This window comes from Paenibacillus sp. Negev47, assembly GCF_058313655.1.
In genome coordinates, this window is sequence record NZ_CM177754.1 from 2,883,133 (window position 1) to 2,897,462 (window position 14,330).

Here is a 14,330-nt window from a genome sequence, read left to right on the forward strand (position 1 = left end):
CTGAATATCTTGTTCCACTGATCAATTTCACTCTGCTATTATACGATGCAATATAATTTTGCTATCTTCATCCTTGGGTCGAGGTTTCCTGCCAATTTGCTTGTAAACCTCCTTTTCCTCCAAAAGTTGTCTCGGGTTTAAGACATGAGCCGATAATCCGTTTAACATAAAGCTTTGTGATAACAAAATCTGCATTCAATTGTTGCACAAATCGTACTGATGTCACTTAACAACTTTAATTGTGACTCCGTTTGATTACCAAACGTTTGATCTATCATGATTATCCCCTTTCACAAATTAAATACTTTTCGAACCAATAATAGCATATTCTGGGTTACTCTGTTGCATCGTTATCGGTTCGAATCTCATTCTTAATCAGGCTGTGACACATATTTAATGGAGCAATCTAGAACTTGATCTGTTCCTAAGTGATTTCTCTAGTCTGGTAGGCAACTTTATGTCATTCTCCATTCTGGATAATGATACTCAGGTATTCCTTATTCTTTGTTTATCAGCAGTCGGTAAATGACCGTCACCGCTTGCACACGTGTATTCTGACCACTTAGGGTTAAAGCAGTCATCCCCCGTCCTGTACGAAAACCCTCTACTGCTACTGAGGATTACGTAAAAAGATTCCAGCCATATATATAGATCAAATGAGTTCTTTTTTATAAATATCTTATCAAATATTTACCTTTATCTTTTGAGTAAAACTTATACACATTAGATAGACTAGACTTTAGGGTGGTATGTCTAGTGTGAATTGCCTCTTGCCACATATGAGGTTAAATATTCACTTCTACTCGGTTTACAGCACTAGTTAGAATATAAGTATAGGAAGTGAGAGCTTATTTACTTGAAAACGTCGGTTGCAATATCACAGAATGACATCTGCAGTTCCTGCTATATCGCTTATTGTTATTCCTCCGCTTGACTCTGGTATAATGCCAGGGTTTATTGTAATTCACATCAAGTTGTTATACACAAACCAGGGGGAACACTTATGACATTAAATCAATTTGATCAAGTATTTACAATTATGAAACAATCCTTTCCTGAATCAGAGTATCGAGAATACTCGAAACAGAAGGAGTTGCTGGCTAATTCACATTATCGACTTTTTACAGAAGTAAACGAGCAGAATGAAGTAATTGGCTTTTTGGCTGCTTGGGAATTTGAAGAATTTAGATATGTTGAAAATGTAGCAGTGTCCCCAGCCATTCGCGGAGGTGGTATAGGTAAGAAGATGATGAATCATTTCATGCAACAGTCCGGCAAACCCATAATTTTAGAAGTTGAATTGCCTGAGAATGAGCTAAAACGCAGAAGAATTGGTTTTTATGAAAGACTAGGGTTTCACTTGGAGGATTATGCATATGTTCAGCCAGCACTTCGTGTGGGGCATGATGCCTTACCTCTTCGGATCATGAGCTACCCAGCACGAATAACGTCAATTGAATTTGAAGCGATGAAAAAAATAGTATATAAGGAAGTGTACGGTCTTTCCGACGCTCATGTGTACGCATTGAATAGATAAGTGTAGATTGAAAGGAAATCAATAATTAATGAAAAACGATTATAAAATTAATGAGATATCGAAGCTTTACGGCATAGGGGTTGATTCACTTCGTTATTATGAGAAGTTGGGCTTGCTTACTCCTCGTCGAGACAGTAATGGATATCGCCTGTATGGTCTTCATGATATGTATAAATTGAACATCATTCGCGACCTGCGGCAGTTGGACTTCACGATGCAACAGATAAAGTCGTATCTCGATCATCAAAGTGTTGAAAACACGCTTGGATTGTTATTTAAGGAACAAAAGCTAATTCAAGAACAAATCGCCAAGCTTGAAAAGACTCAACAGATCATCCATAGTAGAATTAAGGTACTAACTGAAGCTACACAAATGAAGACGGGCATTTTCTCTATCAAAACATACTCCGAAAGACCATGCTTGCAACTCAACACACGAATCACCAGGGATGAGGAGATGGATTACGCCATTAAGAAGTTACACCAGATGCATAAAAATCATATCCTGGACTTCGGCAATCAGTTGTACGGGGCATCGGCCTCACTTCAGGATTTGAAGCAAGGTGTAAAGGATGTATTTAATTCGGTTTTCTTCATATTTAATTCTGACAAAGCTGAGCTAATTGATCCCGACTACGCCCTGCCTGCCGGTGAGTATTTGTCGCTCTATTATCGGGGAGATTATCGTCAAAGCAATGAAAGAATGTTGGACATTATCACTTATGCAAGCGAACAAGAGCTACGAATTCTAGGAGACCCTTTTGAAATTTATGAAATTGATAATCGAGATACCGTTGTTACTGATCAATTTTTGACCGAGATTCAAGTACAGGTTTCCGCTGACTCTGGCTCTGAAAATAACGCATAAAACAGAGGGTATAATCATTTCTCGATAGCAAATAAGAAAAGTAACGAGTACATGGCTATTAATCCATTCCGGCAAAGGGTACAAGTTCTTGTCGTTAAATGACAAGAACTTGCACCCTTTGCCGGAATCCCTTTTCCCTCTGATTTATTTCCGCTCCCTTTTGTCGAATAAGTATGTATCGTAACCTTTCTCCTCTGAAATTTCGCGTAAACATGAGATTTCTGGATTGATATATTCATCAGCTTCCACGTGGCCACCAATACAGGCCCACAGTCCAGGCGCTATCTTTTTGTTTTCTGAACGTTTTAACATAAGGACAGAATCATTATTGAAGAGAAAAGCACCTGTCATTGTTCGAATCTTCATTATTGCTTTAACAACTCCCTTGGTCTATCTACTTCAAATACTTGCCGGCTAACCTCCTCCTCTACTATCCAGCCCGTTAGTTGAACAAAGGCAGCCGATCTCGTTAACGGCTACCTACTTGTCTTTTATTGAACTAACGTTTCCCATTAGCTTACTGCATCATCTACTTTTGGTCAGCTACAGAATCATTCACAATCAATGTGGTAATTATTTTTCGCCTTCTTTTCACCAGCTTCTCCTATCCAAATCGAGCACAATAGCAAGACAGCGCCAATAAGTTGCTGAAAAGTCATCTTCTCTCCGATAATTAGGATTGAAATAAAAAGAGAGGTTAGGGGATCAACATAACTCAATACAGCGATGCTCTGGCCATTAAGTCCCCTCATTCCGGCGAAGAAAAGAAAAAAACCAACACCACCATGAAAGATACCTAATACAAGCATTAATATTACTGTGGTGCTATCGAACGAATGAACAGCGCTACCCTCTGTAATCAACACAAATGGAATTAACATGATAACTGATAGTCCTAGCTGCAAAAGCGTATTTGCTAACCCATCTAGACCACGAATGAATTTGTTAATCAGGGTCAATCCGGTATAGAAACCAGCAGCCACTAATCCATAACCGATACCGAGGAGATGATGACCATTTGTCTGCATCCTTCCGTTTTGCAAAATGAGGAACAGCCCAAGTAGAGCAATGACAATACATATTGCCTTTTTGTAGGACATCTTTTCTTTCAAAACCAAAGGGGAGAGTAGTACAACTAAAACAGGTGCAAAATAATAACTCAATGCCGCATTAGCAATGGTAGTCTCCTTATACGCTTGGAAAAGAAAAATCCAGTTTCCACTCAAGGCCATACTCGCAAAGACTAGAGCAACAGCATTTTTTTTCACTTGTTGCCATGACATTTTCTGCTTCGTACAAACGAAAATGATCAAAAGAAACAGGGCACCAACTAAGCTTAAAAATAACGCAATCTTACTTGAAGACAAATCGATATATTTTGCGAACACGCCAACTGCACCAAAGATAATCATCGATATGAGGAAATAAATTTTTTCTTTCATTTGTTTTTATCGCTTCACTTTCTTAAATTTGAATCATTTTTGGTAGATGATCAGTGTAAGGTAGAAATTTATGGGTTACATCCGAGGTTCTAATTTTCATATAGCCTGTCGTTGTCCCGTCGCTACATCCATACCATTCTTGGGCCGCTACTTCTTCGTCAAGTACAACTTGTACAACTTGATCTTTATCCAATAAGACACCAAAAATAGTTACAGCACCGATTTTTACACCTAACAAATGTTCCAACTGATCAGCCGAAGCAAATGACACACGAGAAACACCAAGTTGATTACAAAAGTCTTTAGCTTTAAATTGCTTATCAGCTGTCGTAATAAGTAAATAGAATTGGGTTTGTTGCCTATTGCAGAGGAAGAGTGTCTTCACCATATTTACATTAAGTTTTTGATTAATTTCAATACAATCCTCCATAGAGATTGCTTCATCTGTATTTACGCGTTCAAAAGGGATTTATAGTTTTTCTAATGTTTCATAAGTTTTTTCTTGTAGTTGTGTCAGATACTTCTCCGGCGTTGACATTAGAATATTGCTTATAAAAAACATGTATAATATCCTTTCATACTTTAGATTTTTTACATTTGTGTTCGTTTGAATAAAAGTGTAACATCGTTCTTATTATTACAAAAGCGACTGTTTATCATATTTATCATGAGGAAATCAGATGCAAAGAGGAGAATAATTAAATGGATAAGAACATTCAGAAATATTTGGCCTTAATTAAAACCGTTGAATACGGAAGCTTTACCAAAGCAGCCGAAATGTTGAATTATTCACAATCGGGGATCAGCCGAATGATCAACGATTTAGAATCAGAATGGAAGATATCTCTTCTAGAACGAGATCGCTCTGGCGTACGTCTGACTTCCGAGGGTCTTAAAGTACTTCCTTATGCGAAAAGTGTGTGTAATGAATATGAGAAGCTGCAATCCCAAATTGACGAACTACATGGACTCCAATCTGGGATTATACGGATTGGAACCTTTTCGAGTGTAGCTACGCATTGGCTTCCCAATATTATAAAAGCATTTCAAAAAGAATATCCGAACATTGACTATGAACTTTTACTGGGCGATTATACGGAGATTGAAAGTTGGATTTTGGAAGGTCGTGTGGATTGCGGCTTTCTAAGGCTCCCCACACAAACCAAGCTTGATACGACTTTTCTAGAGGAAGACAAGTTGCTTGTGATCCTGCCGGAAAACCACTCACTCGCTGGCTGTGATCGTTTTCCTGTCAAAGCATTAGGTGAAGATCCGTTTATGCTCTTAGAAAAAGGCGCAAAAGCCGAAATTTCAAAAATATTTGAGCGATGTAATGTTACACCAAAAGTTCATTTTACGACATGGGATGATTATGCCATCATGTCGATGGTGGAAAGTGGGTTAGGGATCAGTATTCTGCCTGAGCTTATTTTAAAACGTATCCCCTATCGTATTGTTGTAAAAGAACTTGAGTTCCCAGCCTACCGTAAGATTGGCCTTGCAATGAAAGATAAAAACTCTACCTCTCTTGCTCTCAAACGGTTTTTAGATTATCTACAATATAGAAATAATTCTGAAAAATCCTAATTACTTAAGAGTTTGCGAAGATAATCTTTTACTCTAAAAGAAAGGAAGATTTTTTTATAAAAATCATTAAACTAACCTGCCCGTTAGGTTAATGAAATAACTGTAAACTTCAGTTAGATATTTATCTAATCGGCAATCGGTACAAGTTCGTGTCCTGAGCCAAGGACACGAACTTGTACCGATAACATAAAAAAGCCGCTAAAATAGCGACTTCAATGGGACTAAGTTCTTGTACCGACACGTTTGCAAATCCAACGATCTGATCTTCTTCATCGACAATCACTAAGTCCAATTCTTGCTTGTACGTCGGGCTACTCATCAGGCGCTGGTATACTTCCATCGTAGGCGCTGTCAGCCCAGCTGAACCACCCATGATATTCACTTTTTGTTCCAAGTCATCAGAATTAATCGGGCGAACCATGAAGCCCTTTGGAGCGGTTTTGGAATAGAGTCATCAAGCTCAATCGAGCCTGAGTACATATACCAGGTATGCTTGGTATATCCTCGTGCTTCCAAAGTTTCCACCCGTGTTACATCTTCATCATACGCCCAGACATACACTTCATTTCCTGTGCGGTCTTCTAACAACGTTGGTGCGCAATATCGCTGCTCGGCCCAAGCAAAAATTTCGTCTTCGAACCCTACATAATCAGGCCCCGTGACACAATAGAGGATTTGATAATGTCCTGGCCAAATGGCTCCAATAATCGTTTCGCTTCCAACTCACAGATGTTACTATATCTTTGAAATGCTCATTGAACGAACGGTTATAGTCCAAGTCATCGAGACTTGCATAGTTGAAATAAAAAAACGATTGGAATAGGGGACTTCCCCCTGACCAACCGTTTTTCTAATTACCACCTTACTAGGTATAAGGCAGTTTTGCTGTCTTTCAAACCTAATAGTATAGAATGTCTAATACCGCCTAGCGATTGCCCTATGTTTCCTGGCTGATTGGGAGCAGGTCCAAGTAAGTAGGAATTCCGCGGCACACGTTAGCTAATACAATACAGGTAGCTTATCTAACGTAATTGCTTTTCGTGCCGGTATGCGCGACGCACTCCTCTTTTGAGGTCCACAAATCGGTAGCCCCGTAATCGCTGAACCAAGTCATGTACCAGGCCCATGGAAATCGAGATTCCGCAAACGCTGGAAGTTTGCCGGTGATCTCTTCAGTACATCTCAATTCTTTCTGCAAGGTTGTTTTCGTATGCTGCCCTGTTAAGATACCTTTTACGAAAGTCCCACAAGATATTTCAATAACGATCGTACTTCTTGCGAAGCGTTTGGAATACAAGGAATACAGCTTTTTTTATGTTCAAATTAATTTCTTTCCTGCTGCCTCTTTTTAGTAAGATCCAGTAACGCTGGCTACCCTTTAAAAGTTGGACCTCTTGACGGACGAAAGATCTCGAATCACCAGTTCGAGGGGTCCTCTTTCCCCGCATGAAATTACCCTTTCACAGATCCTACAAACATTCCTTTGTTGAAATGCTTCTGTAGGAATGGATATATGACCAAGAGAGGCCCAGCCGTAATCAAAATCGCCGCCATTCGTGCCGCCGGAGTGTAGGTAAACACCGATTCGGTAAGTTGGCCGATCTTATCGTCATTCATAATGAGCATTTGCCTTAAGAACACTTGAAGTGGCCATTTGGAATCATCATTAAGATAGATAATTGCCCCAAAATAGGTGTTCCAGTTCCCAACCATATAAAACAACGTAAAGGTTGCAATCGCGGGCTTCGAAAGTGGAACAATAATTGTGCCGAATAACCTCCATTCGCCACACCCGTCGATTCTCGCTGATTCCTTAAGCTCGTAGGGCAGCGCTCCAAAGAAGCTGCGCATAATAATCACATTAAACGGAGTGACCGCAGCCGGCAGCCAAAGAGCCCAGTAAGAATCAATCAGTCCAAGACTATTTACGATCAAATAAGTCGGTATAAGACCACCGGAGAATAGCATCGTAAAGAGAATCATAAAATTGACTAAGGATCTGCCCTTTATCCAAGATTCTGATAAGCCGTAGGCCATTAAGGAAGTGATTGTTATATTAATAAGGGTTCCGAAAACCGTAATGATGACTGAGCTCTTGAACGCACTAATAAAACTCGGATTACTCAATAAGTACCGGTAAGCTTCCAGTGTCCAGGAGCTTGGAAAGAGGAAAAAACCCCGCGTATAATAATCCTGCACTGGCGCGAACGATGTCATCACAATATAGAGCAGCGGAAACACGATCAACAGCGTAAAGAGAATCAGAAAGGCGTGTACCAAAAAGGTAAACAGACGATCGCTATTCAATATTTGTTTTCTCATCAGTATACCCCCTCCTCACCGAACCGTTTTGCGATCGTATTTGCCCCCACAACCATGATCAGCCCCACAAATGATTTAAACAATCCGATGGCCGTTGCGTAACTAAAATCGCCCTGCACCAAACCTTGCCGGTATACATATGTTTCAAATACGTCTGATACTTGGAGATTCAACGGATTTTGCAACAAGAAAATATGTTCAAAGCCTACGTCGATGAAACTACCGAGCCGCAGGATAAACATTATCAATATAACGGTTTTCAGCGATGGCAATGTAATGCTCCAAACCTGCCTCAGTCTGCTGGCACCATCCACCCTTGCCGCCTCATATAGTGCCGGATCGATCGAGGCTATTGACGCCAAATAGATGATTGCTCCCCAGCCAGCCCCTTGCCAGATATTATGAAACAACCAAACAAACCTGAAATAAGCTGGATTCGTCATTAGTTCGATACTATTGAATCCCATAGCCTCTAGCAGCATGTTCACTCCGCCGTCCTGTGTTCGGAAGAACAGCATAGTCATCCCGACGATAATGACCCAAGATAGAAAGTGAGGAGCATACAGTATGGTTTGCACTGAGCTTTTAAAGTATTTGTTCCTCACTTCACTAAGCAGGATTGCGAAGATGATCGGGAATGGAAAGGCGATAAAAGTATCCATCAGGCTTAAAACCATGGTGTTCTTTAACAAAATTAAAAAGTCGCTCTCAGAAAATAACCGAGCAAAATGCTCGATACCAACCCACTCGCTGTTCCAAACCCCTTGGAATGGCGAATAATCTTTAAATGCGATAAATAACCCGAACATGGGACCATATCGAAATACAAGAAAATAGATTAATCCAGGGGTGATCATCAAATAAAACGGGAGTGCGCGCTTTAAGTACTTCTTTTTTGCACTGCTCGGAGAAATCATTTTTCCGTCAGACTGCAAATGAATGGTGGATTGATTCATCTTTTTAAACTACCTCCTATCAAAAGAAACACAAGCTCCAAGAGCAGCACAGGCCGCAAGGGTATGCGGCCTGTTCAAGTCAAAGGCTCGTGATAGTTATCGTTGCTTCGCTGCTTCGTTTATTTCTTTTATGATTTGTTCCCCACCGTTTACGAGCCAGTCAGAGGAAGCCTGTTCAATATAATCCACGGGTGCACCGCCCACAATGATTTTGTAGACTGCCTCTTGAAACTTCGTATTTAAATTTGTAGCCTTGGAAATGTAGGTCTCCGAGTAATACTCAAGTCCCATCGCGGCGTTCGGCCACGGATATTTCTCCGCGAGTGCTGTATATTCTTCGTGACGCTTGAGCTCCGCTTCGTCCGTCCAAAGATAGAGGTTAAAGTCGTTACCTGGCCGTTTAAAAAGGTTGCTATTCAAAAAGCGCGGCGCTTCAGGTTCCCAACGATCCGTGATCTCCCATTTCCCTTGATCGTTTTTCTTATAATGAATGCCATCGATGCCGTTTTTCATGATTTGGGTACCTTCATCCGTAACCCACCAATCGAGAATCTGAAGAATACGATCAATTTTCACTTTGTCCGACTTCGCATTAATTACCCGCTTTGAAGTGCCCATCGTGGCATTAGGATTGCCTCGATCGCCGTTTGGTCCGATTGGAGGTGCCATTACGACGATTTCCGGATTTGTATCCGGGAACGCCTTCTTTACAACCTCCTCAATTTCAAATTTGTAATTATTGTGATATGTGAATATGCCCAGCTTGTTCGATTTCCGCATTTCATGCATTTCAGTTGATTTTCGTAGTACGAAATCTCGATCGAGCACACCTTCGTCATACGCCTTCTTCATGAACGTGAGGAATGCCTTATACTCCTCAACTTGAGTCTGATGCGGAACCAACTGTCCATCCTTCTCAATCCATTCGTTCGCAATACCGAACGCGTTTCGAATAGCAAGATTTTCAATTGCATACCCACCAGTAAAGCCAATCGTATCTTTCAAGCCATTGCCATCCGGATCTTGATTTGCAAACGCTTTCGCTATCTCGTAGAACTTATCAATGGTAAATTCTTCGGCAGTTGGAACCTCCATCCCGAGCTTGTCCAACCAGTCTTTCCGAATTTGTACAGTATCCCGTACAACCCATGATATTTCTGGGAGTCCGTACAATTCACCCTTAGGATTTAACATCGTCATCGCTGCGTGATCTAACGGATATTCTGCGGATAAATTAGGATATTTCGGTATCCAATCTGTTAACTCCACGAATGCCCCTTCGGACTGCCAGTTAAGATATGTCGATCCTTCAACGGGGTAGAAGTCGGGTAATGATCCCGATGCTGCCATTACCTTGAGTTTCTCTTCATACTCCGGACCATTAATAAGATCCAACTTGATGTCCACATTAAATTTTTCATTTAAGTACTGAATGGTTGGATGGTCCTCTGCCCATTTCGGCCCCCCCCAGTACTTAACAGCGAGCCAAATTGGAACCCTTTCCTCATTTTCCCCCTCTACTACCGGTCCAGACGTATCTGATGCTTTCGAGGGGTTCGAGTTTCCATTTCCGGCTGATGAACACCCTACGACGAAACTAAATGCCAGTAATGTAATTACAACCATCTTCATAAACTGCTTCAAAGTAACACTCCCTTTTATTTGTGTCATTTGCCTTGCACAATTAAGTATATAAGAGCGCTCCATCCCGAAAATTATACAATGTTATGAAATGTTATCCGATTTGATAAAAGGAATCCTTACCGAGACGACTGTACCTTGATCGGGGAAGGAATGGATTTGAATTCCATACGGCTTTCCGTAGAAGAGTACCAAACGGTTATGAACGTTGCCTAATCCTAAAGAATCATCCGTCTTCATGCCATAATTCGGTTGATTTGTAATGAACGCAAGGCGTTCCTTCAAAATTTGAAGTGGATCCCGTTCAATTCCGGAACCGTTGTCCGCAACTTCGATAATTAGGTCGCTCCCTTCGGGATAAGCGCTGACAATAATCGCAGCCTTTCCGTAGCGTGGTTCGACCGCATATTTCACGGCGTTCTCTACGAGAGGTTGTATGGATAACTTTATAATGCTGGCATATAAATATTTATCGTCGATATAAATTTTACTTTCAAAGTGCTTCGAATACCGGATATGAATGATTTCCAGGTACCTTTTCAGATGCTCCAGTTCTTCCATAAGTGTAATTTCCGATTGTTCAAGCTTCGCTGTAAATCGGTAAATCGACGCCAAATTTTCAGCCATACGCTCGATTTTGGGGACATGTTCTAAGAATGCAATGCTCTTGATTATATCTAGCGTGTTATAAAGGAGGTGCGGATTAATTTGATTTTGTAAGGCTTGTATTGTAGCTTCCTTCTGCAACAATTTCATCTGAACTTCCTTTAGTTCCATACTATAAACCGTATTAACGAGTTCATTCAGTCTCTCGGCCATTTTGTTAAAACTTAAACTGAGCAGATGAATTTCGTCGCGTCCAGAAGGTATGCGCGCTCTAACGGATAAATCACCCCTTTGTAGCTTCTGCATTGCTTTCTTCAATTCGAGCATCGGGTTAATTATTCGCCCTGCCACGAAAGGCACGAAGATAAGGATTAACATGATTAACAAAGCCATGACAATAACGGCAGAATATTGAGCGATATGAAGGCCGGTCGCCATCTCGCGGAGCGGAACCAGTGCGATGGTCTTCCACCCTGTTAACTCGGATTCACTGTAAGAAACAAGATATTGCTCGCCCTGCCACACCTGCAGCGAGTTTGCCTCATTCAATGAGAGCCAGGAGAGTTCTGTCTCTTCAATTGAAGAAGCGAGCCAATCCGAGTTTGGATGATAGACTATTTTCCCGTCGGATGAAACCATAAAAATATACCCAGTTTGACCAATAGGCGTATTCCCAATCATATTCCTGACCTCTGTTAATCTCATATTTAATACTAGTTTTCCTGACAGCTTGGTATTCGTTACATCGAATATGGGGATTGCAATGGAAATATTGGGGATTGTTCCTCGATCTTCGTAATAGGTCGGATAGATTTGCAAATTATCACTCAGTGGAAATACGTTCCAAGGTTGCATTGATAATGCTTTGTCGGTGGAAACGCCTGACGTTTGTAACACTCTCTGGTCTCGTGAGATGAGGTACATGTTTTCGATCTCAGGATAATTAAATGAAATGTACTTATTTAAGATGTCTCGAACCATTGATTGTTTCTCTAAACTCATAGAAACGCCGTCGCGCAGCCAATCTTGAATGAGGCTTGAATCCCCCCGCTCCAGTAACACGCTTGAATAACGAAGTACACCTGCATTCATCGCATAAGTGGATTTGGCAATCTGTTGAAAATATATTTCTAGCTGGTGGTTGACACCTTCGGTCGTAGTCTCCGCGATACTGTAAAAGTCTTGCTGTGTGGCACGGCTGTAGTAATAGTGTGAGAGGGTGTTCATCGAAAACACGGCAATCATTGCTATCGAGATAAAGCTGATGATAATTTTTTGCCTCAATGATAGACTATAAAGCCATTGTTTCATAATTATAATCCCCATCTTTTTCGATATTCGTTCGGGGCCAACCCGGTTGTGTTTTTGAATACCCGAATAAAATAAGTTTGGCTGGAAAAACCGACTTTTTCGGCGATGACATATATTTTCTCATTGGTGTTTCGAAGCAGCTCCTTCGCCTTCTCCACACGTGCACGGTTAATATAGGAAATCAACGACTCCCCGGTATATCTTTTAAATTGGGAACTGAAATGGGATATGCTTAAATTCGTATATTTCGCCATTTGTGTTAAAGTGAGGTCGTCTCGGTAATGGGAGTGAATATAGTCACATGCCGAATTAATAACTTGTTTAAACTCTCTTTTATTGCGTTCCGGATGCAGGAACCACATTTCAGCTAAAGAGCTTAAATGTTTGCGGATCTCTTGCTCCTGAATTCCGTCGAAGTTCGAAATTGTCGAATGTTTCGCTTCAACACTTGTTAACAAAGAGCTGATTTTAGACTCGACAATTCGAATTAAACTTAAGTGAGCAGCATAATTGATGTGCTTTATAATACGGATATCGTCTATAAGCTTAAGAAAGCGCTTTATCCCATCTGCAGCGAGGTAATCATTGATCGTATCGAAAAAGGTTTGAATTTTTATTAGATAAAAGTTCATCTTTTCAATTTCTGTAAATTTCTCCATAGCTTCAAATAAAGCATTACGCAAGACTTCTCGATTCACGGGCTTAAGCAGGTAGCAATTGACGCCGTAACTGATAGCCTTTTGCGCATATTGAAAGTTTTCATAACCGCTAATGATAATAATGGCCATTGGAATTTTATGCTCCGAGATAAGCCGTACGAGCTCAAGCCCGTCCATCACCGGCATCATGATATCAGTAATAAGAACGGTTGGCCACAACTGCTGAATACTATGCCAAGCTTCCTCTCCGTTCGTAACATCGCCGACAACCTTAATATCGTGTCCGATGCTCTCCACCATCTCAACAATTGCCGCCCTAATCCACGGCTCGTCCTCCGCAACCAAAACTTTAAGCATAGGATGCTCACCCCTTGATTTTATTGCTTTTCTAAACATCATCGTTTACTTATCTGTAAAGGAACGAAACTTGTAAAATCCAGAATATTTAATTAATTTTACATTCACATGCAACTAAAAAGTTGTACAATCTTACGATTATACAGCACTCTTATATAAATTGAATGTTGTGTCCCAACAGAGGAAATCAACAAACCTACGAGTTTATTTGCATAGAAAATCTAAACGGGGCAAAACGTAATGCTCCCCTTGTAGAAACACTTAACAAATCTCCCAATTTTCACGCAACGTCTAATTCTGATACGATTTTCTTATACAGACCGGAATCCTGAATGAGGTGATAGTAACAGAATTTGAGGAGATTCGGACGGAACTTCGAGAATGCGTTTCTTTAGAGGGAATGCAGTGGTTTATATTTGTCAAATCATTAAAAGTCCAACAACGTTTTCCTAGGAGTGTGACTCCTTTTTCCTCAATATCTGCGAGCGTTACAGCATCTACTCCCGCAGTTCCCTTGTTCGCTCTCACCCGTTTCCAAGCTTCGCACAGCACATCCCAGACAAGAGTGGCTTGTCCCCTCTCTTGGTTGAACTTGCACCAACTAGATATACGTGCCTCTGGGCACGCCTACAAAAACAAAAGGCTTTCCATCGCAATTCTGCTTGGAAAGCCTGTCCATACACTTTGTGCCGCGCGCGGTCAGTTTAATTCGTCAGCACGAAAAAATGCATCTGACAACTACTTCGGCTAGGGGAACTGCATTGGCCTTTTTACTCAGACATCGCGAATTATTTTATTTCCCTTCTACTTCTCCTGCTCTTCTATATGGAGCAGGGGTACCGAAAAAATCCTATCCTCTGAAATTTGAGTGGTGATCCTCATGGAAACAGAGAACCTCCATTACTTTGAAAAAGCACTTGTCACAAAATCCGTCGCTCACTTCGCTCTGCCGATGATGCTGGGAGCCCCCAAGTTGTTGGGCAATATCATATAAGGTGATCAAACCGGCGACTCCTTACTTAACAAAACATTTCTTTAATGAGA

The 14,330-nt window shown here is 40.9% G+C and carries 12 protein-coding genes; 3 read left to right on the top strand and 9 right to left on the bottom strand.

Annotated features, from left to right (window positions below):
* Positions 1–1,003: 1,003 nt before the first annotated feature.
* Together AC4G47_RS13195 and AC4G47_RS13200 are read left to right on the top strand one after the other, a co-directional pair.
* Positions 1,004–1,537, top strand: a complete 534-nt coding sequence (locus AC4G47_RS13195; RefSeq protein ID WP_491106298.1) for a GNAT family N-acetyltransferase — start codon at positions 1,004–1,006, stop codon at positions 1,535–1,537.
* Between the two features lie 28 nt (positions 1,538–1,565).
* Entirely contained in the window at positions 1,566–2,405 is an 840-nt protein-coding gene (locus AC4G47_RS13200) for a MerR family transcriptional regulator (protein WP_491106299.1), read from the top strand.
* Positions 2,406–2,549: 144 nt separating this feature from the next.
* On the opposite strand, the gene AC4G47_RS13205 is transcribed toward AC4G47_RS13200, so the two are convergent.
* From AC4G47_RS13205 to AC4G47_RS13215, 3 genes are all read right to left on the bottom strand, one after another.
* Positions 2,550–2,771 (bottom strand): NUDIX hydrolase, encoded by a 222-nt coding sequence (locus AC4G47_RS13205; RefSeq protein WP_491106300.1) that lies wholly within the window; start codon positions 2,769–2,771, stop codon positions 2,550–2,552.
* A gap of 185 nt (positions 2,772–2,956) precedes the next feature.
* Complete coding sequence (locus AC4G47_RS13210; RefSeq protein ID WP_491106301.1) at positions 2,957–3,847, bottom strand: DMT family transporter; 891 nt, start codon at positions 3,845–3,847, stop codon at positions 2,957–2,959.
* A gap of 22 nt (positions 3,848–3,869) precedes the next feature.
* A complete protein-coding gene (locus tag AC4G47_RS13215; protein ID WP_491106302.1) occupies positions 3,870–4,277 on the bottom strand; it encodes a YbaK/EbsC family protein in 408 nt (135 codons plus the stop codon).
* Between the two features lie 272 nt (positions 4,278–4,549).
* On the opposite strand from AC4G47_RS13215, the gene AC4G47_RS13220 reads away from it, so the two are divergent.
* A complete protein-coding gene (locus tag AC4G47_RS13220; protein ID WP_491106303.1) occupies positions 4,550–5,434 on the top strand; it encodes a LysR family transcriptional regulator in 885 nt (294 codons plus the stop codon).
* A gap of 121 nt (positions 5,435–5,555) precedes the next feature.
* Here the strand turns inward: AC4G47_RS13220 and AC4G47_RS13225 are convergent, their stop codons facing one another.
* From AC4G47_RS13225 to AC4G47_RS13250, 6 genes are all read right to left on the bottom strand, one after another.
* Entirely contained in the window at positions 5,556–5,855 is a 300-nt protein-coding gene (locus AC4G47_RS13225; protein WP_491106304.1) for a hypothetical protein, read from the bottom strand.
* Between the two features lie 1,031 nt (positions 5,856–6,886).
* Complete coding sequence (locus tag AC4G47_RS13230; RefSeq protein ID WP_491106305.1) at positions 6,887–7,756, bottom strand: carbohydrate ABC transporter permease; 870 nt, start codon at positions 7,754–7,756, stop codon at positions 6,887–6,889.
* A complete protein-coding gene (locus AC4G47_RS13235; protein WP_491106306.1) occupies positions 7,756–8,712 on the bottom strand; it encodes an ABC transporter permease in 957 nt (318 codons plus the stop codon). Before AC4G47_RS13235 ends, AC4G47_RS13230 begins: the two co-directional genes overlap by 1 nt.
* A 96-nt stretch (positions 8,713–8,808) precedes the next feature.
* Positions 8,809–10,356: an extracellular solute-binding protein gene (locus AC4G47_RS13240; RefSeq protein ID WP_491106307.1), complete on the bottom strand. Its 1,548-nt coding sequence runs from the start codon at positions 10,354–10,356 to the stop codon at positions 8,809–8,811.
* An 81-nt stretch (positions 10,357–10,437) separates the two neighbouring features.
* Positions 10,438–12,270, bottom strand: coding sequence for a cache domain-containing sensor histidine kinase (locus tag AC4G47_RS13245; protein WP_491106308.1), 1,833 nt, complete (start codon positions 12,268–12,270; stop codon positions 10,438–10,440).
* A 2-nt stretch (positions 12,271–12,272) separates the two neighbouring features.
* Positions 12,273–13,286, bottom strand: coding sequence for a response regulator transcription factor (locus AC4G47_RS13250; protein ID WP_491106309.1), 1,014 nt, complete (start codon positions 13,284–13,286; stop codon positions 12,273–12,275).
* Positions 13,287–14,330: the final 1,044 nt, after the last annotated feature.